Raw genomic sequence first — 21,610 nt, 5'->3', positions numbered from 1 at the left:
TTAAAAATGTCTAAGCCCATTTCCCTATTAAGTGCTTTGTTATGCACTTTTATATGGGGCACAACTTTTATTGCTCAAGATACTGGCATGGACAATATTGGTCCTTTTACATTTAATGCTGTTAGATTTTTTGTTGGTTTTTTAGCTATTACCCCACTCGTAATTTTATTTGAATTAAAAAATTTTAAACCAGAATTAAAAACAGATAAAAAAACATTTGTAATTTATGTATCTTTAATAGGATTGTCCTTATTTTTAGGTTCTGCATTACAACAGGTTGCTTTGCTTTATACAGATGTTGCAAATGCAGCCTTTTTTACGATCTTTTATGTACCTATGGTGCCTATCATAATTTATTTGTTTGGAAAAAAATCAATTCATTGGAGTGTTTGGCCATCAGTAATTTTGTGTTTAATTGGAGGATATTTATTAACAAATTTTTACGATGCAACAGTTAGGCTGGGAGATACTTTGGTTGTACTAGGAGCTTTATTTTGGAGCACACATATTATATTTACTGGAATTATTATTTCTAAATACAATCTTCCACTCACAATCGGAGCAATTCAAACTTTAATCGTAGCTATTTTATCTTTTTTAATTGGAATTCTTTACGAAGAATTTGTTTGGAACAACATTCTAATGGAAATATATTCCATATTATATGCTGGAATATTATCTGGAGGATTTGCATTTGTATTACAGATTTATGCACAAAAAAATATTACACCTGCACCAGCAGCAATCATTTTTTCCCTTGAGGGTGTATTTGCAACTGTAGCTGCATGGTTCATTTTAAATCAAGTATTAGATATAAATAATATACTTGGATGTTTTTTTATTTTGTGTGGAGTTTTATTATCACAATTACTCCCACTTATAAAAAGAAAAAAAATTTAATATATTAAATTAAACAATACTAAAGCAATTATTATTCTATAAATTACAAATGCGTTCATAGAAAACTTATTAATAAAAATTAAAAAATATTTAACTGTTAAAAAAGAAAATATAAAAGAAAATATAATTGCAATTATTACCAAGTAATTAAATTCCGTTGTTTGATTAAAAATATCTTTTAAACTAAGTACACTTGCACCAGCTAATGCTGGGATAGATAGTAAAAAAGATATTTTACTCGAATCTACTCTATTAAACTTTAAAATCCTCGCAGCTGTTATTGTAATACCTGCTCTGCTTACTCCAGGTATTAATGATAAAATTTGAATTATTCCTATAAATAGAATTGATTGAATATTTAAATTAGTAGAAATTTTTTTATCAAAACGACTTTTGTCTGAAATATATAAAACAATTGCAAATATTAAAGTTGTCCATGCAATAGTTTCAATGTTTCGTAAATTATAAATTAGCCCTGTGGTATACAAAATATATCCAAAGATTATTAATGGAATAGATCCAATAACAATTAAACTTATTAGTCTTTTATTTTTATTTATGTTTAATAACTCTTCTTTAAAGTAATAAACTATTGCAAAAAGAGATCCTAGATGAAGGCTTATATCAATTAGTAATGAGCTAGATTTAAATTCATATAAGCTTGAAACTAAAATTAAATGTGCAGAAGAACTTATCGGAAGAAATTCTGAAACCCCTTGAATTGCTGAAAGAATTAAAACTTCTATAATATTTTGAAACATAATTTCTTCGTAGCTTATAAAGCTTATATTTCAAACAATACGATTTGATCATAGTAGCTATGCATTTATTAGAAACCTGTTTATTTATAACAAAAATGAGAGATTAAAGGTCAATAAATATGACCTATTTAATGCTTTATTAAATAAAATCATTATATAATTTGCCGAAAATTATATTTTTTATGACTGACAAAATGTTAAAATTTGTAAAAATAGGTCAACAAACTCCACCTAAAAGAGAAGTTGACCAAAGAAAAAAGGATTTTAACGAGATATATGACGAATATATCAATGAAAAAGCTAAAGAACAATCAAGCAGATGTTCTCAGTGTGGAGTTCCTTTCTGTCAAGTTCATTGTCCTTTAAGTAATAATATTCCTGATTGGCTAAAGTTAACTGCAGAAGGAAGATTAAAAGAAGCATATGAGCTTTCCCAAAGCACTAACAATATGCCTGAGGTTTGTGGAAGAATCTGTCCGCAAGATAGATTATGCGAGGGGAATTGTGTAATTGAACAGTCTGGTCATGGAACAGTTACAATTGGTTCTGTTGAAAAATATATAACAGATAACGCCTGGGAACAAGGTTGGGTTAAACCAATTGAAGTTACAAATGAAAAAAATCAAAGTGTTGGAATTATAGGAGCTGGTCCTGCTGGATTAGCGGCAGCAGAACAGTTAAGAAAAAATGGTTATAAAATTACAGTTTACGATCGTTATGATAGAGCTGGAGGATTGTTAATATATGGAATTCCAAATTTTAAATTAGAAAAAGAAATAGTTGAAAGACGAACAAAGCTTTTAAAAGATGGTGGAATAGAATTCATACAAAATTTCGAAGTTGGAAAAGATGCAAGTTTAGAGCAATTAAGAAAAAAACATGATGCAGTATTAATTGCAACAGGAGTTTACAAAGCAAGAGAAGTTAATTTACCAGGTAATGATTTAGATAATATTTTTCCAGCAATGGATTTTCTTACAGCATCAAATAAGAAAGGATTGGGCGATGACGTTGAATTATTTGACAAGGGAGTTCTAAATGCTGAGGGAAAAGATGTTGTTGTAATTGGTGGAGGTGATACAGCAATGGATTGTGTGAGAACTTCAGTTAGACAAAAAGCAAAATCAGTAAAATGCTTATACAGAAGAGATAAAGAAAATATGCCTGGTTCAGCAAGAGAAGTTGCAAATGCTGAAGAAGAGGGTGTTGAATTTGTATGGTTATCTAGTCCTAAAGAATTTAAAGGAACTAATAAAGTAGAAAATTTAATTGTAGATCAAATAAAGTTAGGTGAACCAGACGAAACTGGCAGAAGAAAACCTGAAGTACAAGAAGGTTCAAGTTATGATATAAAAGCAGATATGGTTATTAAAGCTCTTGGATTTGATCCAGAGGATTTACCTAATTTATTTGATAGCAATGAACTTCAAGTTACAAAATGGGGAACAATAAAAACAGATTTTGATACTATGGAAACTAATCTAAGTGGTGTTTTTGCTGCTGGGGATATTGTTAGAGGAGCTTCATTAGTTGTTTGGGCAATTAAAGATGGGAGAGACGCAGCAGATTCCATAAAAAATTATTTAGAAACAAAATCCAAAAATGAGAAAAAAGTTGCTTAATGAAAACTTATAAAAAAAATTTTGATCTACTTAAGAAAAACAATGTCTATTCTGAGGATATGGAGCATGATGCTTGTGGAGTAGGTCTAATAGCTTCAACAGAGGGAAAAAAATCCAGGAATGTGGTTGAGTATGGAATTGAAGCTTTAAAAGCTGTTTGGCATAGGGGTGCAGTAGATGCTGATGGAAAAACAGGAGATGGAGCTGGAATTCATGTAGAAATTCCAAAAGATTTTTTTATTGAAAAAATTGAGGTTACTGGACACACACACGATAATTCTGAAATCTGCGTAGGAATGATTTTTCTTCCACGTAATGACTATGCAGCACAAGAGAGCTGTAAAACAATTGTTGAAAGCGAATTAACGAAAAATGATTTTAATATTTATGGCTGGAGACAAGTTCCTGTTAATCCAAAGGTCTTAGGTGAAAAAGCTTTTCAAACTATGCCTGAAATTATTCAGGTACTTTTCAAACCTCATAATAAAGAACTTACAAATAAAGATTTGGAGAGAAAAATTTATGAGACAAGAAGAAAAATCGAAAACGAAGCTTTCAAAAAATCATTAAATAATTTTTATATTTGTTCGTTAAGTTCAAAGTCAATTATTTACAAAGGAATGTTTTTAGCTGAAGCAATTTCAGAATTTTATCTAGATTTAAATGATGAAAGATTTGTATCAAGATACGCAATATTTCATCAGCGGTTTTCAACTAACACAGCTCCAAGTTGGAATCTTGCCCAACCATTTAGAGCAATTGCACATAATGGAGAAATTAACACTTATAGAGGAAATAAAAATTGGATGAAAGTTCATGAGCAAGAAATGAATAGTCCATTATTTGATGATATAGAAAATCTTAAGCCAGTTATTCAACAAGGAGCCTCAGATTCTGCAGCTTTAGATAATGTTTTCGAATTATTAAACATTTCAGGTCAACCTGCACCATTAGCTAAACTAATGTTAGTTCCTGATGCATGGTCTAAGAAGAATAAGACTTTGCCAAAAGATCATCAGCAATTATTTAATTTTTTAAATAGCACAATGGAACCTTGGGATGGGCCTGCCGCAATAGCTGGGACTGACAATGAGTGGGTTATTGCAGCAAATGATAGAAACGGATTAAGACCTTTAAGATATGCAATCACAAAGGATAAGTTATTGTTTGCAGGCTCAGAAACTGGGATGATCGAGCTAAATGAAAAAAGAATTTTATCAAAAGGAAGATTAGGTCCTGGAGAAATTATAGGAGTAAGAATCGAAAAAGGTAAAGTATTCACTAATAAACAAATTAAGGATTACTTAGCAAAAGAGTATAAACATTTTAATTCACAAATTATTGATTTAGACGACAAGCTAACAATTGAGGATGAAAATAATTCTTTTTCAGGGGATGATTTAAGAAGAAGACAGTACACTTTTGGAATTAGTTTAGAGGATCTTGAATTAATTTTACACCCTATGGCTGAGGATGCAAAAGAGGCTACAGGGTCTATGGGCGATGACACCCCTTTAGCTGTGCTATCAGATAAATATAGACCTCTGTATCATTTTTTTAGACAAAATTTTAGCCAAGTTACAAATCCACCAATAGACTCTTTGAGAGAAAACAAAGTGATGAGTTTAAAAACAAGATTTGGAAATCTAGGCAATATTCTAGATTTTGATAATTTAACAAAACAGAATATTTATGTTCTTAATAGCCCAATTTTATCTAATTCTCAGTTTGAAAAATTCATCAATTTTTTTGGAAATAATTCAACAATAATTGATTGTACCTTTGAAGAAAGTAATAGTTTATACGAAGCTATTAAAAAAATTCAAAAAGATTCAGAAATTGCTGTTAGACAGGGTGTTACACAATTAATTCTCAGCGATAAAGATTTATCAATATCAAAACTTCCAATTCCAATGCTGCTTGCAGTTGGTGCAATCAACTCGTTTTTAATTGAGAAAAAATTAAGAGGCTATGTATCAATCAATGTCCAATCTGGAGAAGCATTAGATACACACTCTTTTGCAACTTTAATTGGTGTTGGAGCAACAACAGTAAATCCTTATTTGGCGTTCGACAGTTTATATCAAAGATTTGAAAAAAAATTATTTGGAAAGTTTAGTTTTGAAGAATGTGTTGAAAGATACATTAAATCTGTCAATGCAGGTTTATTAAAAATCATGTCTAAGATGGGTATCTCTGTTTTAAGTTCTTACAGAGGTGGATGCAATTTTGAAACTGTTGGATTAAGCAGAACTATTGTTTCAGATTATTTTCCAGGAGTTGTTTCTAAAATTTCTGGTATTGGACTTACTGGAATTGAAAAAAAAATAAGAGCAATTCATAAAGAAGCTTTCGAAAGCACAGATACAATTCTTCCTATTGGAGGAATTTATAGATATAGAAAAAATGGAGAAACACACCAATATCAAGGGAAACTTATACATTTACTTCAAAGTGCAGTTGGTTCTAATTCTTATGACGCCTATAAAAGATATGCAGAAGGAATTTATAATTTACCACCAATAAATTTAAGGGACTTAATTGATTTTAGAGAAAAAAAATTAAAGGGAGCTATAGACATTTCAGAAGTAGAACCAATAGAAAATATTTTAAAAAGATTTGGAAGCGGAAGCATGTCTCATGGGGCTTTATCTAAAGAGGCACACGAAACTTTGGCTACAGGTATGAATAGAATTAAGGGAGCTTCTTGTAGTGGTGAAGGCGGTGAAGATGAAAAAAGATTTAAAGTGTTAGATAACGGAGATAGTGCAAACTCAAGAGTAAAGCAAATAGCTTCAGCAAGATTTGGTGTAACAGTTAATTATTTGAACAATTGTAATGAGATTGAAATAAAAATTGCACAAGGCGCAAAGCCAGGAGAAGGTGGACAGCTTCCAGGTTTCAAAGTTACTGATGAAATAGCAAAGTTAAGACACTCAACGCCTGGAGTAACACTAATTTCTCCTCCACCACACCACGATATTTATTCAATCGAAGATCTTGCGCAGCTTATTTATGATTTAAAACAGATTAATCCAAAAGCAAGAATTGGAGTAAAACTAGTTGCATCCTCAGGAGTTGGGACTATTGCTGCAGGAGTTGCCAAAGCAAAAGCAGACATAATATTAATTTCAGGACATAATGGCGGAACTGGAGCTACTCCGCAAACAAGTGTAAAATACGTAGGTATCCCGTGGGAGATGGGATTAACAGAGGCTAATCAGGTTTTAACATTAAATAATCTTAGACATACAGTTACACTTAGAACTGATGGGGGAATTAAAACAGGTAGGGATGTAGTTATAGCTGCTATGATGGGAGCAGAAGAGTATGGAGTTGCAACAACCGCTTTAGTTGCAATGGGATGCATAATGGTAAGACAATGTCATTCGAATACATGCCCTGTTGGTGTCTGTACTCAAGATGAAAAATTAAGAGAAAAATTCACTGGAACACCAGATAAGGTTGTTAATCTATTTACGTTTATAGCAACTGAGGTTAGAGAAATTTTAGCTAAATTAGGTTTTAAATCATTAAATGATATTATTGGTAGAACTGACTTACTTAGACAAGTTAGCAAGGGTTCAGATAATTTAGATGATTTAGATTTAAATCCTTTATTTGTTCAAGCAGATACTGGGAACAATACTAGATACTGTGCAAATCAAGAAATTAATTTGGTGCCAGATACTCTAGACCAAGAAATATGGCCTGAGATTGAAAAGGCTTTAGATAATTCAGAAAAAATTGAAAAAGAGTATTTAATTAAAAATACTCATAGAGCAGTTGGGACAAGAATTTCTCATCATTTATATAAAAAATATGGTTATGAAAAACTTGATGATAATTTTTTAGTATTAAATTTTAAAGGGTCAGCTGGCCAATCTTTTGGAGCCTTTTCATCCAAAGGTTTGAAGTTGGTATTAAAAGGGGATGCAAATGATTATGTCGGTAAAGGTCTTTCAGGAGCTACAATTTCTATAAGACTACCAGAGGAAAGTAATTTAGTTTCAAATGAAAATACTATCTTAGGAAATACAGTTCTATACGGAGCAACATCTGGAAAACTTTTTGCAGCTGGTCAAGCTGGTGAAAGATTCTCTGTAAGAAATTCAGGTGCAATTACGGTTATTGAGGGATGTGACTCTAATGGATGTGAGTATATGACAGGTGGAACTGTAGTAATTCTTGGAGATGTTGGAGATAATTTTGCTGCTGGTATGACAGGTGGTATGGCATTTATCTATGACAAATCACAAGAATTTGAAAAAAAAGTAAACCCAGAGTCAGTAGTTTGGCAGAATGTTGAAACAGATTATTGGAAAGAAAATTTAAAAAATTTAATCAAAGAACACCATGAAGAGACAGGATCTTTGTTATCTAAAGAAATAATTGAAAATTATGATAATGAAATTAACAATTTCATTCAGGTTTGTCCTAAAGAAATGTTAGATAAACTTAAAAACCCTATTAGTTTAAAAAAAGTTGTAAAAGAAGTTAGTTAATTAATAATTTTAATTCTTTTAAGATTTTATTAAGCCATTTCTTATTTGATAAGCTATGGTCACCTTTTTTTACAATGATTAATTTCTTTCTTGCTTTTGGAAATAGTTTTAAAACTTTTCTAGAATAACTTACCGGTACAGCTTCATCATATTCACCATGCACCATGGTAACATTAATTTTTGAGTTTATTTTTTTATTTAAAACTCTATTTTTTCTTCCATCTTTTATAAGCTGATAAGTGATTGGATACTCATAATTCCCATGTTTTAGGTGATATATGCCTTTTTGGATTGTTTCTTGCTTTATTTTCTTAGAAAATTTTTTCCACATCAAATTTTCTAAAAACTCAGGTGCTGATCCAATTCCTAAAAATCCCATAATTTGTTTTTTAAATATTTTGAATTGTCTTAAAGCAATCCAAGCGCCCATACTTGAACCAATGATATAAAAATTATTATTTTTTATATATTTATTTATCAATGTAGAAGTTTCTTTAGTCCATTTTGAAATATTTCCATTTGTGAATTTACCTGTAGATTTTCCATGACCTGAATATTCTAAAGCAAGAAAACTTACTTTGTTTTTTCTTGCAAATTTCAAAAAAGCTTCTGGCTTTTTTCCTTCAAGATCTGACATAAATCCATGTAAGAAAACTATGAATGGAGCATTTTTATAAATTTTACAAATATGTCTAATTTTCTCAGTCTTTGAAGTTTTGTGGAATCTGAAATTTGCCATAATCGTTTATAAGAATTGCTAATTAATATATAATCATATCAAATGTCATCTAATTTAAAAGTTTTGCAAGTAATCCCAAAACTTGGATATGGTGGTGCAGAGACTGGTTGTTATGATATTGCTCACTATTTGCCAGAAAACGGTTGCAAATCATTTATAGTTACTAGTGGTGGTGAGTTACTTAAGTTTGTAGATAAAAATAAAGTAAAAGTTTTTAGACTACCAGTTCAAAGTAAAAACCCAATATTAATTTTAATTAATGCGATAATTTTAACTTTTATTATTTTATTTAATAATATTTCGATTATACACGCCAGAAGTAGAGCGCCTGCATGGTCTTGTTTAATAGCCTCCAAGATAACAAGCAGAAAGTTTGTGACTACATTTCATGGAACTTATAATTTTAAAAGTAATTTGAAAAAATTATATAATTCAGTAATGGTTAGATCTGACTTAATTATTGCAGGATCAAACTTTATTTTTTCGCACATCAAAGAAAATTATTCAAATTACTTAAATCAAAAAAAAAAATTATTAGTAGTATTTAGAGGAATTAATGTTGATTATTTTGACCCTACCACAAAACTTGAAACTGAAGAGAAAAAATTATTAAAACAATGGGAAATAGAAAAAGATAAAAAGATTATACTTTTGCCTGGTAGATTAACTACATGGAAGGGACAAGAAGTATTTATTGAAGCAATTAATCTGGTAAATATTGAATTAGGTTATGAGGCATTTTATGCTGTTATCCTTGGAAGTGATCAGGGAAGAGATTTGTATAAAAAAAAACTGATAAGGCTTTCAGAACAGTATAGGTTGACTAAACAACTAAGATTTATCGATCACTGTAAAGATATGGCATTAGCTTACAAAGTTTCTGATATAATTATTTCAGCTTCTATTGAACCAGAAGCTTTTGGTAGAGTTTCTGTGGAGGCCCAATCTATGGAGAAACCAATTATTGCGAGTAATATTGGTGGTTCTAATGAAACTGTCATTGATGAAAAAACAGGCTATTTATTTAAAGCGGGTGACGCAAAGTCTTTAAGTCAGAAAATTTTAAAAACTCTTACAATTGACGAAACTCAATTAAAATTAATTGGTATTGAAGGAAGAAAAAATATAGTTCAAAAATTTAATGTTGAAAAAATGTGCTTTTCTACTTATTCAGAGTATAAAAGATTAATAAATTAAATGCCTATAATTACATTACCTGATGGAAATAACATTGATTTCCCAAATAAAGTTACTGGATTAGAAGTAGCAGAAAAAATTAGCAAATCATTAGCTAAACAAGCAATGGTAATAAGCGTAGATGGCGAGTTGAAAGATTTAGAACATTTAATTGAGAAAGATTGTTCTGTAAAAATTTTTACATCTAAAAATCCTGAGGGTCTAGAAACCATTAGACATGATACTGCTCACATATTAGCAATGGCAGTACAAGAATTGTTTCCAGGAACACAAGTTACGATTGGCCCTGTAATTGAAAATGGATTTTATTATGATTTTGCTAGAAAAGATCCTTTTACAGAAGATGATTTAACGAAGATTGAAAATAAAATGAAAGAAATTGTTGATCGAGATGAGATTACAAAAAGGGAAGTTTGGGACAGAAATAAAGCCATAGATCATTTTAAAAAAAAAGGTGAAATCTATAAAGCTGAGTTAATTGAAGCAATACCAGAGAATGAAGATGTTTCAATTTATTTTCATGGAGATTGGCACGATCTTTGTAGAGGGCCTCATCTTTCTTCAACAGGTAAAATTGGAAAATACTTTAAATTAATGAAAGTTTCAGGAGCTTATTGGAGAGGTGATTCAAACAATGAAATGTTACAAAGAATTTATGGTACAAGCTGGGCTTCTCAAAAAGATTTAGATGAGCATCTAAAAAGAATAGAAGAAGCAGAAAAAAGAGATCATAGAAAATTAGGAAAAGAAATGGACTTGTTTCATTTTAGAGAAGAAAGTCCAGGCTCAGTTTTTTGGCATGAGAGAGGGTGGGCATTATTTCAAAAATTAATTAATTATATGAGAAGCAGACAGGATGCTGCTGGATACAAAGAGGTAAATACACCTGAAATTTTAGACCGACAATTGTGGGAAAAATCTGGTCATTGGGAAAAGTATGGAGAAAATATGTACACATCAGAAACTCCTGATGAGAAAGTGTTTGCAATAAAACCAATGAATTGTCCTGGTCATATACAAGTATTTAATCAAGGATTGAAAAGTTATAGAGATCTTCCATTACGTATAACAGAATTTGGTAAGGTTCATCGTTACGAACCATCGGGTGCTTTACATGGTTTGCTTAGAGTAAGAGCTTTTACTCAAGATGATGCGCATATTTTTTGTGCGGAAGATCAAATTACGAGTGAGTGTTTAAATGTAACAAATTTAATATTAGATATTTATAAAGATCTTGGTTTTGAAAATGTGATTTTAAAATATGCTGATCGACCGGAGGTTAGAGTTGGAGATGATGAGGTTTGGGATAAGGCAGAAGCTTCACTTCTTGAGGCAGTTAAAGCTTCTAAATTAGAGTATAGTATTAATAAAGGCGAAGGTGCTTTCTACGGACCAAAAATTGAATTTGTTTTAAGAGATGCTATCGGAAGAGATTGGCAATGTGGAACTTTACAAGTTGATTTAAATTTACCTGGAAGATTAGATGCATCATACGTTGATAAAGACGGAACGAAAAAAGTTCCTGTAATGCTTCATAGAGCGCTCTTTGGTTCTTTAGAAAGATTTATTGGAATATTAATTGAAAATTATGCTGGTAAGTTTCCTTTTTGGATTTCACCTTTACAAACTATGGTAATTCCAATTTCAGAAGAATTTAATGATTATGCAATAGAAGTTTCAAAAAAAATTAAAGATGCAGGTATAAGTTCTGCAGTTGATACTAAAAATAATAATTTAAACTATAAAATTAGAGATCATTCTTTAACAAAAATACCTCTTTTATTAATTTGTGGTAAAAAAGAAGTTGACTCCAATTCAGTAACGATTAGAAGGTTAGACTCTAACAAACAAGAAAATATGGATATAGATTCATTTTTAAAAACTTTCTCTGCTTTAAATAAAGCATCATCAAACTAAGTGGCAGATTTCAAACAAAACTACTTTCAAAGAAGAACAAAGGATAGAGGCCCAAGGTCTAATAACCGAATATCTTCACCTGACGTTCAAGTTATTGCAAGTGATGGTGAAAATCTTGGAGTGATAAGCACCAATGAAGCTATATCAATGGCAAAAAACCAAGGTTTGGATTTAATTGAAATTGCGCCTAATGCAAACCCACCTGTTTGTAAAATCATGGACATGGGAAAGTATAAATATGATGCACAAAAAAAAGCAAACCTTGCAAAAAAGAAACAAAAAATAATTTCATTAAAAGAAATTAAAATGAGGCCTGTAACCGAAACTCATGATTATGAATTTAAGGTCAAAAATGCAAAAAAATTTATTTCCAAAGGAGATAAAGTTAAATTTACTATCAGATTTAAAGGGCGAGAACTCCAACACTCTCATTTAGGTAATGAACTGATGGGTAAAATTAAAGAGGATATGAAGGATATTGGTAGAGTAGAGTTGCAACCCAAATTTGATGGGAAGCAAATGATCATGGTAATTCAACCTTTATAGGCCTTAATAGAGGTTGTAAAATTTCAACATTCTTTGTATAAGTCCGCAGAATTATGCCAAAATTAAAAACAAAAAGCTCAGCAAAAAAAAGATTTAAAATATCAGCTAAGGGTAAAGTTATATCTGCTCAAGCAGGTAAAAGACACGGTATGATTAAACGAACGAATTCACAAATTAGAAAATTAAGAGGCACTACAACTTTGTCTAAACAAGACGGCAAAATTGTTAAATCATACATGCCTTACAGTTTAAGAGGGTAACAATGGCAAGAGTTAAAAGAGGCGTAACAAGTAAAGCAAAACATAAAAAAGTTTTGAAAGCCGTAAAAGGTCAGTGGGGCAGAAGAAAGAATACTATCAGAGTTGCCAAACAAGCAATGGAGAAATCCATGCAGTATGCTTACAGAGATAGAAGAAATAAAAAAAGAGATTTCAAATCATTATGGATACAAAGAATTAATGCTGGTGTAAGAGCAGAGGGTATGACTTATTCAAAATTCATTAATGGTTTAAGTAAATGTGGTGTTGCAATAGATAGAAAAATTTTAGCTGAAATTGCTTACGATAGTCCAGAGGCATTTAAAACAATTGTACAAAAAGCTCAATCCGCTTTAAATTAATCTCTATTGTTTTTATTTCTTAAGGAAATAATCTACTAATATGTCAGACATAAAAAATATTAGAGATCAATTTGTATCAAAGCTTAAAAATGAACTAAGCTTAGATAAAATCAATTCAATCAAAACAGAGTTATTTGGAAAAAATGGTCAAATTTCATCTTTATTCAAAACTGTAGGATCAATACCAGAATCTGATAGAAAAACTTTTGCAGCAGACTTGAATAAAATAAAAGATGAACTGCAATCTTTAATTACGGAAAAGATTAAAGAAATAGAAACAAAAGAAGTTAATCAAAAACTTGAAAAAGAAAAAGTTGATATAACTTTACCTGGAAGACCTTTTGTTAGAGGAAAAATTCATCCTGTATCTCAAACTATAGATGAAATTTCATCTATATTTTCAGAAATAGGTTTTAGTGTTGAAGAAGGACCAGATGTAGAAAATGAATATAATAATTTTACTGCACTAAATACTCCAGATAATCATCCGGCTCGTGATATGCACGACACTTTTTATTTGGACGAAAATAAGGAAGTTTTGTTAAGAACGCATACTTCACCAGTTCAAATTAGAACAATGTTAAAAGACAAGCCTCCGTTTAAAATTATTGCTCCAGGTAGAACATATAGATCAGATAGTGATCAAACACATGCGCCAATGTTCCATCAGGTTGAGGGTCTTCATATAGATAAAAATATTAATATGGGTCATTTAAAGGGATGCTTAAATTATTTTATTAAAGAGTTCTTTGAAGTGGAAAAAATCAAAATGAGATTTAGACCAAGTCATTTCCCTTTTACAGAACCATCTGCAGAAGTAGATATTGGTTACGAAATTAAAGATGGTAAAATTGTTATAGGAGAAGGGGATCAGTGGCTTGAAATCTTAGGATGTGGAATGGTTCATCCAAATGTTTTAAAAAATGTTAAAGTTGATCCTGATAAATACCAAGGATATGCATTTGGCATAGGTATAGACAGGTTAGCTATGCTAAAATATGGTATTAATGATTTAAGAGCTTTCTTTGACTGTGATTACAGATGGTTAAATCATTTTGGATTTGATCCTCTTGATGTTCCTACAAATTATAGAGGTCTAAGTCGATGAAGATAACATTTGATTGGTTAAAAGATCATTTATCTGTAAGTGCTAAGGAAGAGAAGTTACTTGAAAAATTAACTGATATTGGACTTGAAGTTGAAAGTGTTGAAAATTTATCTGAAGGTTTAGATTTATTCAAAGTAGCAAAAATTTTAAAAACTGAAAAACATCCTAATGCAGACCGTTTAAAAGTTTGTGATGTTGATGTAGGTGAAAAAGAGATTAAGAAGGTCGTATGTGGTGCACCAAATGCTAGAGAAGGTCTAATTACTGTTTATGCTCCTCCAGGTGCGGTTATTCCAAAAAATAAAACTAAATTAGTTATAGCAAAAATTAGAGATGTTACATCTTATGGTATGCTTTGTTCTGAGTCAGAACTCAATTTGTCTGAAGAAAGTGATGGAATTACTGAGCTTTCATCTTCGAAATACAACAATAGTATTGGAAAAAGTTTTTTTACTCAATCTAGTTCTAATTTGATTGATTTATCAATCACACCCAACAGACCGGACTGTCTTGGTGTTAGAGGGATAGCTAGAGATTTAGCAGCTTCAGGCTTTGGTAAATTAAAACAGATTAAAGAACAAAAAATAAAATCGAAAAAATCTCAAACAATTAAAGTAATAATTACAAACGAAAAAAATCAAGGATGTTTTTCTTTTGGAAGCTGTTTGGTAACAAATGTAAAAAATACTGAAAGTCCAAAGTGGTTAAAGGACAAATTAATTTCTATAGGTCAAAAACCTATTTCGGCAATTGTTGATATTACAAATTATGTAATGATTGATATTAATCGCCCATTACACGCATATGATGCTGATAAAATTGAAAAAGGTATAATTGTTAGAAACTCAAAATCTGGTGAAGAGTTCACAGCTTTAGATAACAAAACCTATAAACTTGAAGATAATATGTGTGTAATTAGTGATGATAAGGGTGTGTTAGGACTTGGTGGTATCATCGGAGGTACAAGATCTGGAACAGAAATGGATACACAAAACGTTTTAATCGAGTCAGCTTATTTTGATCCAAGATCAATTAGAAGAACAGCAAAAAGATTAAATATTGATACAGATGCAAAATTTAGATTTGAAAGAGGAATAGACCAATTATCAATTGAAGAAGGTTTAAACAAAGCAGCTCTTTTAATTAAAAAAATTTGTGGTGGCGAAATTAGTAAGATTGATATCCAAAAAATTAGTACATTTAAAAATCCAATAATTAAATTTGATCCAAATTCATTTGAAAAAGTAACAGGTTTTAAAATTTTAACGAAAGATATGTTAAAAATTTTAGATAACCTAGGTTTTACGAGTAAAAAAGATAAAAAAGTTTTTAAATTAACTATCCCATCTTGGAGACCAGATATCACTCAGGAAATAGATGTAGTTGAGGAATTGGTAAGAATAGTTGGATATGATAAAATCAAAATAGAAGAACCAATCAAAGAGAGAAAAAAATCTACTTTAACACAAACTCAAAAATTATTTCATTTCTTGCAAAGATCTGTTGCCTCAAAGGGTTATTTGGAGGCAATTACTTGGTCTTTTACTGATGCAAAATATAATGATCATTTCAAAGGACAAAATAATGAATTAAAAATTGTAAACCCTATAAGTTCAGAATTAGGAGTTTTAAGAAATTCAATATTTTCAAATTTAATTATGTATATGAGCAAAAATATAGATAGAGGATTTAAAGATTTATCTATTTTTGAAATAGGACCAACATTTTTTGGAAAACATCCTGGTGAACAAAATATAGTAGTCTGTGGTTTATCAGCTGGAAAAAAATCTCGTCTTTCTTGGTTGGAAAAAGAAAGAAATGTCGATGTTTTTGATATTAAAAAAGATGTAGTTCAAACCTTAGTTGAAGCAGGTTACGATGCAGAAAAATTTTTTATTGATGACGAAACTCCTGATTATTATCATCCAGGTAAATCAGGAAGATTATTTTTGAACAGAGGCAAAGAAAGTGTGGCTGCATACTTTGGTGAAATTCATCCAAATATCATTAAGCAAATAGATATGAAAACCGAGTCTTTAGTAGGTTTTGAAATATTTCTTGATAATTTAAAATTACCAAAAAAATCATTGAAAGATCAAAAAACAAAATATTCTGTTTCAGATTATCAAAAGTCAGAAAGAGATTTTGCTTTTATAGTTGATAAGAAAATTAAGGTCCAAGATTTGGTAAATGTTGTATCAAATGTTGATAAAAATTTGATTTCTAACATTAAAGTTTTTGATGTTTATGAGGGCGATAATATTCCTGAAAATCAAAAATCAATTGCGATTAGTGTTACAATTCAATCTCAAGAAAAAACTCTTAAAGAAGCGGATTTAGATCAAATAAATAAGTCAATTATAGAAACAGTCGAAAATAAAACTGGCGCTAAAATTCGATCCTAAAGCCAATGAGTTCAATCGATAATATAAGAAATTTTGCAATCATCGCACACATTGATCATGGAAAATCTACTATTGCAGATAGAATAATTCATAGTTGTGGGGGGCTAACAGAAAGAGAGATGAAAGCTCAAGTTTTAGATTCAATGGATATTGAACGAGAGAGAGGTATCACCATTAAAGCTCAAACAGTAAAGCTAAATTACAAAGCTAAAGATGGAAAAGAATATATTTTAAATATTATAGATACTCCAGGCCATGTAGATTTTAGCTATGAGGTAAGTAGATCGTTATATGCGTGTGAAGGTTCAATTTTGATTGTAGATAGCACACAAGGAGTTGAGGCTCAAACTTTAGCAAACGTCTACCAAGCATTAGATACAAATCATGAAATTGTCCCAGTTTTAAATAAAGTAGATTTACCAGCTTCTGATTTAGAAAGAACAAAAAAACAAATCGAGGAAGTTATTGGGATAGATACTGAGAATGCTATTCCTTGTTCTGGAAAAACTGGTGAGGGAATAGGAGATATCTTAGAGCAAATTATAACAACTTTACCAGCACCAAAAGGAGACAGTTCATCAGATTTGAAATGTTTATTAGTAGACAGTTGGTATGATACTTATCTAGGTGTTGTCATTTTAGTTAGAGTTATAGACGGGAAGCTTTCAAAACATATGAAGATCAAAATGATGTCGACAAATCAAGAATATATAGTTGAAAAAGTTGGTGTTTTTACTCCAAAGCCAGTTGATATTACTGAATTAAAAACAGGAGAGATAGGTTTTATAACAACAGGTATAAAAGTGTTATCTGAAACAAAAGTTGGAGATACAATTTGTGACGCAACAAAACCATTAAAAGAAGCTTTACCAGGTTTTAAACCAAGTAAACCTGTAGTATTTTGTGGATTATTTCCTGTAGATAGCTCAGAGTTTCAAAAATTAAAAGATGGTTTAGCAAAGTTACAATTAAATGATGCTAGCTTTTCTTTTGAACCAGAGTCATCTTCAGCTTTAGGGTTAGGATTTAGATGTGGTTTTTTAGGCTTGCTTCATCTAGAGATCGTAACGGAAAGACTTGAGAGAGAATTTGATGTTAATTTATTAACAACAACTCCTGGTGTAGTTTATAAAGTTTATTTAAATAATGGTGATACTATAGATTTACAAAATCCATCAAGCTTACCTGATCCAACATTAATAAAATATATTGAAGAACCTTGGATCAAAGCAACTATTATTACTCCAGATCAGTACTTAGGTTCAATAATTAAAATGTGTCAGGATAAAAGAGGAGTACAGACCAACCTTAGTTATTCTGGAAGTAGAGCAGTGGTAAATTATGAACTTCCCTTAAATGAAGTTGTGTTTGATTTCAACGATAGACTTAAGTCAATGACAAGTGGATATGCAAGTTTTGATTACGAAATAATTGAGCATAGAGAAGGTGATCTAGTAAAACTTGGTATTTTAGTAAATGGTGAACCTGTTGATGCTTTAGCTATGATGATACATAAAGATTTTGCACAAAAAACTGGGAGAGAAGTTTGTGAAAAACTTAAAGATCTTATTCCAAGACATAATTTTATGATTCCTGTTCAAGCTGCAATAGGAGGAAAAATTATTGCTAGGGAAACTATCAAAGGGTTTAAAAAAGACGTTTTAACAAAAATTCATGGTGGTGGAGCTACAGATAGAAAAAGAAAACTTTTAGAAAAACAGAAAAAAGGTAAAGCTAGATCAAAACAATTTGGAAGAGTTGAAATTCCTCAAGAAGCTTTCATCGGTGTACTAAAAATTAGTAAGGAAAAATAAATATTAAAAATTATATTTTAAATTATTCCTTCAACACTTCTATGGTCATCACAGCATATAATTTTAGATTTATTATCAAATGCAATCTTATTAAAATTCCTCTTAAAGCTTTCAGGAGATAAGTTCAGGTTATAAAACTCTTGTACTTTTGATCTTTTAAAAATAATCTCATCTTTTTTCATATTTAATGCTTCATGAATTTTATTTCTAAGCTCATCTAAATTAGAATAAATCAAAGAATTCTCGTTATTCAAATTAGGTAATATCAAATTATTACAACTTGTTATTGGTATTGATCCAACTTTAATGCCTTCAATTAAATGGTGACTTAATGGCATAACTACACCAGGGCAGTTTAGATTGAAACATGATAAACTTAATAAGTTTAAGTTTTCTTTAAAATTTAATTTATATGTTGTTTTCTTGATTACATTTTCATGTAAACAAAAAATAATTTTTTTTTTTAAAAATTCAGAGTTTTTTAAATCTTTTTTTGAATTTATAAAATAAATTTCAGACTCAAATTCTTTCTTTATTAAATTAATAATTTTTATTCTATCAGGAAATTTTTTGGGCTCTTTTTTCCAATAAAAGTTTTTGTAGCCTTCTTCATTAATAGACCCAGAAAAATAAATTCGTATATTAAAATTAGGTTTCTTTAAAATATTAATTTTTTTATAAAATGAATTATAGATTCTTGGATACATAAAATAAGGCATAACAATATGATTTGTTTTATTATTTTTGGTATCATAAAAATAATTAAAATAATTTGTATCAATTAGAATTTTGTCATTTTTCATATTTGGATACATACTTATTTTAATTTTTTTTTTATTTTTGAAAAATAAATTTGATGTTGTGAATTTGAAGAAGTTAAAAAAACCAATCCTTCTTAATAATTTTTTTGCATTTTCATCATTATTGTAAGTAAACGAATATTCATCTTTCAATGAGAATAAAAAATAATTTATATAGCTATTATCCCTAAAAGAGCCTAGATCTATAATTTTTTTAGAATTAAACTTAAAAATATTAAGTGTTGCTAATATAGCTAAAAAAAAATTTTTAATTTTATATTCAATAAATCTTAATAAAATTTTACCGTCACTATATTTTCTAAAAACTAAGCTTGCTTTATATTCTTTGAAGTTCATGTTGTTATTGTTTAATTATAATATATTAAATTAGCAATTAATAATGGAGAGGTGGCCGAGTGGTTGAAGGCGCACGCTTGGAAAGCGTGTAAAGGAGCAATCCTTTCATGGGTTCGAATCCCATTCTCTCCGCCATAAAATTTATTAAGTTTTTCAACAATAATTTGAACATTTTATCTTTATCTTGTTGAGATTAATCAGCATTTTTTTAAAAAAATGTTATAATTATTCTTTTCCAAAATTTAAAAAATGACAAATAAAAACACATATCAAGCTGACTCCATTAAGGTTTTAAAAGGTCTTGAAGCAGTCAGAAAAAGACCAGGGATGTATATAGGGGATACTGATGATGGTACCGGTTTACATCATATGGTTTATGAAGTTGTAGATAACTCGATAGATGAGGCATTAGCAGGTCATTGTAAAAATATTAATGTAAAAATTAATTCTAATGGGACAATTACTGTAAATGATGATGGAAGAGGTATCCCTGTTGACATGCACAAAGGGGAAAAAAAATCTGCAGCCGAGGTAATTATGACTCAACTTCATGCTGGCGGTAAGTTCGATCATGACTCATATAAAGTTTCTGGTGGACTACATGGTGTTGGTGTTTCAGTTGTTAATGCATTGTCGGAAAAACTGGAATTAGAAATAAATAGAGATGGAAAGAAACATTTTATAGAATTTAAAAATGGTGAAGCAAAATCCCCTCTTAAAGTAGTTGGAAAATCTAAAAATACAGGAACTCAAATAACATTCTTACCTTCAAAAGATATATTCTCATCAATTAAATTTAGTGCAAATATTTTAATTAAAAGGATGAGAGAGTTGGCATTTTTAAACAAAGGCATAAAAATAATTTTTACTGACGCTAGTCAAAAAAAAGAAAAGACATCTGAATTTAAATTTGATGGTGGTGTTTTAGAGTTTGTAGACTTTTTAGACGAGAAAAGAGAAAAATTACAAAATAAAAATGGTAATGATTTATTTCGAAAACCAATTTATATTGAAGGAAAAAAGAATAATATTGAAATAGAGTGTTCCTTAAAATGGAATGCTGGTTATGTAGAAGATATATTTCCATACACAAATAATATTTATCAAAAAGATGGTGGAACACATTTATTAGGTTTTAGAAGTGCTCTTACAAGAGTAGTAAATAAATATGCAAATGAAAATAATTTATTAAAAAAAAATAAATTAGCTATTTCAGGAGATGATATTAAAGAAGGCTTAACGTGTGTGCTTTCAACTAAAATCCCTGATCCTAAGTTTTCTTCACAAACGAAAGATAAACTAGTTTCGTCTGAGGTAAGAATGATTGTTGAAACTTTGGTAAATGAAAAATTATCAATTTGGTTTGATCAAAATCCATCAATTGCCAAAATAGTTTTGGCTAAAGTAATTCAAGCAGCTATGGCTAGAGATGTTGCAAGAAAAGCTAGAGAAAATGTAAGAAGAAAAGGAGCACTTGAATTAAGTGGATTACCAGGAAAATTAGCTGATTGTCAGATAGGAAAACAAGAGGGTACGGAATTGTTTATAGTTGAGGGAGATTCAGCAGGTGGTTCCGCTAAACAAGGAAGAAATAGAGCAAATCAAGCTGTTTTGCCCTTAAGAGGTAAAATTTTAAACACTTATGTCGAGGATATGAATTTAAAAAAGAATGGTAACGGCAACGGTAATGGTAACGGTTCAGATGTAAGAACAAAGGCTCTTGCAAAAATGATATCTTCAAATGAGATAGTAACATTAATTAATGCACTCGGACTTGATCCTAAATCTCAGGAAATAGATTTAAAAGATCTAAGATATGGTAAAATAATTATAATGACTGATGCCGATGTTGATGGTTCTCACATAAGAGCATTGTTGTTAACTTTTTTTAATAACAAACCATTTAATAAATTAATTGAAAATGGTCATGTTTACTTAGCTCAACCACCATTGTTTAAAATTAATAAAGGTTCAAGAGGGATTTATATTAAAGATGAAAAAGAATTAGAGGATTATATTGTAAATAATAACAAGGAATTAAAGAAATTGAAAAGAGGGTCAAAAGATTATTTAAATGCTTTAGATTTAGAAAAATCAAAAATGAACATACAAAGGTTCAAGGGTCTTGGTGAAATGAATCCAGAAGAGTTGTGGAATACAACTTTAGACCCCGAAACTAGAAATTTGCTTCAAGTACAGTACTCTAAAGATCTTAAAAAAGATCAAAGTCTTATCCATACACTAATGGGAAGTGATGTTGCGTTAAGAAAAGATTTCATAGTCTCAAATGCTATCAATGTAAAAAATCTTGATATTTAAA

At 30.0% G+C, this 21,610-nt stretch carries 15 protein-coding genes and 1 tRNA gene; 13 read left to right on the top strand and 3 right to left on the bottom strand.

Annotation, left to right across the window (positions count from 1 at the left end; genetic code table 11):
- The first annotated feature begins 6 nt into the window (after positions 1–6).
- Complete coding sequence (locus tag ACTTBE_RS05245) at positions 7–900, top strand: DMT family transporter (protein ID WP_440677470.1); 894 nt, start codon at positions 7–9, stop codon at positions 898–900.
- Here the strand turns inward: ACTTBE_RS05245 and ACTTBE_RS05240 are convergent.
- Entirely contained in the window at positions 897–1,661 is a 765-nt protein-coding gene (locus ACTTBE_RS05240; protein ID WP_440677469.1) for an undecaprenyl-diphosphate phosphatase, read from the bottom strand. The two genes, ACTTBE_RS05245 and ACTTBE_RS05240, sit on opposite strands and share 4 nt — an antisense overlap.
- 182 nt (positions 1,662–1,843) lie before the next feature.
- Between ACTTBE_RS05240 and ACTTBE_RS05235 the strand changes: the two genes are divergently transcribed.
- Together ACTTBE_RS05235 and gltB are read left to right on the top strand one after the other, a co-directional pair.
- A complete protein-coding gene (locus tag ACTTBE_RS05235; RefSeq protein WP_440677468.1) occupies positions 1,844–3,283 on the top strand; it encodes an NAD(P)-dependent oxidoreductase in 1,440 nt (479 codons plus the stop codon).
- Positions 3,283–7,788 (top strand): glutamate synthase large subunit, encoded by a 4,506-nt coding sequence (gene gltB, locus ACTTBE_RS05230; protein ID WP_440677467.1) that lies wholly within the window; start codon positions 3,283–3,285, stop codon positions 7,786–7,788. Before ACTTBE_RS05235 ends, gltB begins: the two co-directional genes overlap by 1 nt.
- On the opposite strand, the gene ACTTBE_RS05225 is transcribed toward gltB, so the two are convergent.
- The gene (locus ACTTBE_RS05225; protein WP_440677466.1) at positions 7,781–8,527 is read right to left on the bottom strand and encodes an alpha/beta hydrolase; all 747 of its coding nucleotides are present in this window, start codon (positions 8,525–8,527) and stop codon (positions 7,781–7,783) included. The two genes, gltB and ACTTBE_RS05225, sit on opposite strands and share 8 nt — an antisense overlap.
- A gap of 42 nt (positions 8,528–8,569) precedes the next feature.
- Here ACTTBE_RS05225 and ACTTBE_RS05220 point away from each other — a divergent pair, with 42 nt between their 5' ends.
- Genes ACTTBE_RS05220 through lepA form a run of 8 tightly spaced genes read left to right on the top strand, consistent with a single transcriptional unit; the run spans position 8,570 to position 18,133 of the window.
- On the top strand, positions 8,570–9,724 hold the full coding sequence (locus ACTTBE_RS05220; protein WP_440677465.1) for a glycosyltransferase family 4 protein: 1,155 nt from the start codon (positions 8,570–8,572) through the stop codon (positions 9,722–9,724).
- Positions 9,725–11,641: a threonine--tRNA ligase gene (thrS, locus tag ACTTBE_RS05215; protein WP_440677464.1), complete on the top strand. Its 1,917-nt coding sequence runs from the start codon at positions 9,725–9,727 to the stop codon at positions 11,639–11,641.
- Complete coding sequence (infC, locus tag ACTTBE_RS05210) at positions 11,642–12,187, top strand: translation initiation factor IF-3 (RefSeq protein WP_075505925.1); 546 nt, start codon at positions 11,642–11,644, stop codon at positions 12,185–12,187. It begins immediately after the preceding gene.
- Between the two features lie 53 nt (positions 12,188–12,240).
- Positions 12,241–12,447: a 50S ribosomal protein L35 gene (rpmI, locus tag ACTTBE_RS05205; RefSeq protein ID WP_023854436.1), complete on the top strand. Its 207-nt coding sequence runs from the start codon at positions 12,241–12,243 to the stop codon at positions 12,445–12,447.
- 2 nt (positions 12,448–12,449) lie between these two features.
- Entirely contained in the window at positions 12,450–12,806 is a 357-nt protein-coding gene (gene rplT, locus ACTTBE_RS05200) for a 50S ribosomal protein L20 (RefSeq protein WP_440633264.1), read from the top strand.
- Positions 12,807–12,846: 40 nt separating this feature from the next.
- On the top strand, positions 12,847–13,914 hold the full coding sequence (gene pheS / locus ACTTBE_RS05195) for a phenylalanine--tRNA ligase subunit alpha (protein ID WP_440677463.1): 1,068 nt from the start codon (positions 12,847–12,849) through the stop codon (positions 13,912–13,914).
- Positions 13,911–16,319, top strand: a complete 2,409-nt coding sequence (gene pheT, locus ACTTBE_RS05190; protein WP_440677462.1) for a phenylalanine--tRNA ligase subunit beta — start codon at positions 13,911–13,913, stop codon at positions 16,317–16,319. Before pheS ends, pheT begins: the two co-directional genes overlap by 4 nt.
- Before the next feature lie 5 nt (positions 16,320–16,324).
- Entirely contained in the window at positions 16,325–18,133 is a 1,809-nt protein-coding gene (lepA, locus tag ACTTBE_RS05185; RefSeq protein ID WP_440677461.1) for a translation elongation factor 4, read from the top strand.
- A gap of 17 nt (positions 18,134–18,150) precedes the next feature.
- Here the strand turns inward: lepA and ACTTBE_RS05180 are convergent, their stop codons facing one another.
- Positions 18,151–19,290 carry a hypothetical protein gene (locus ACTTBE_RS05180; RefSeq protein WP_440677460.1) on the bottom strand — a complete coding sequence of 380 codons (1,140 nt, stop codon included), beginning with the start codon at positions 19,288–19,290 and terminating at the stop codon, positions 18,151–18,153.
- 45 nt (positions 19,291–19,335) lie between these two features.
- Between ACTTBE_RS05180 and ACTTBE_RS05175 the strand changes: the two genes are divergently transcribed.
- Positions 19,336–19,425, top strand: a tRNA-Ser gene (locus ACTTBE_RS05175).
- A 114-nt stretch (positions 19,426–19,539) separates the two neighbouring features.
- Complete coding sequence (locus tag ACTTBE_RS05170; protein ID WP_440677459.1) at positions 19,540–21,609, top strand: ATP-binding protein; 2,070 nt, start codon at positions 19,540–19,542, stop codon at positions 21,607–21,609.
- Position 21,610 lies beyond the last annotated feature (1 nt).

The sequence above is a fragment of the Candidatus Pelagibacter sp. HIMB1587 genome (assembly GCF_052047775.1).
Lineage (GTDB): Bacteria > Pseudomonadota > Alphaproteobacteria > Pelagibacterales > Pelagibacteraceae > Pelagibacter.
Note: the sequence above shows the minus strand (reverse complement) of the source record. Positions and strands in the feature narration are given on the sequence as shown.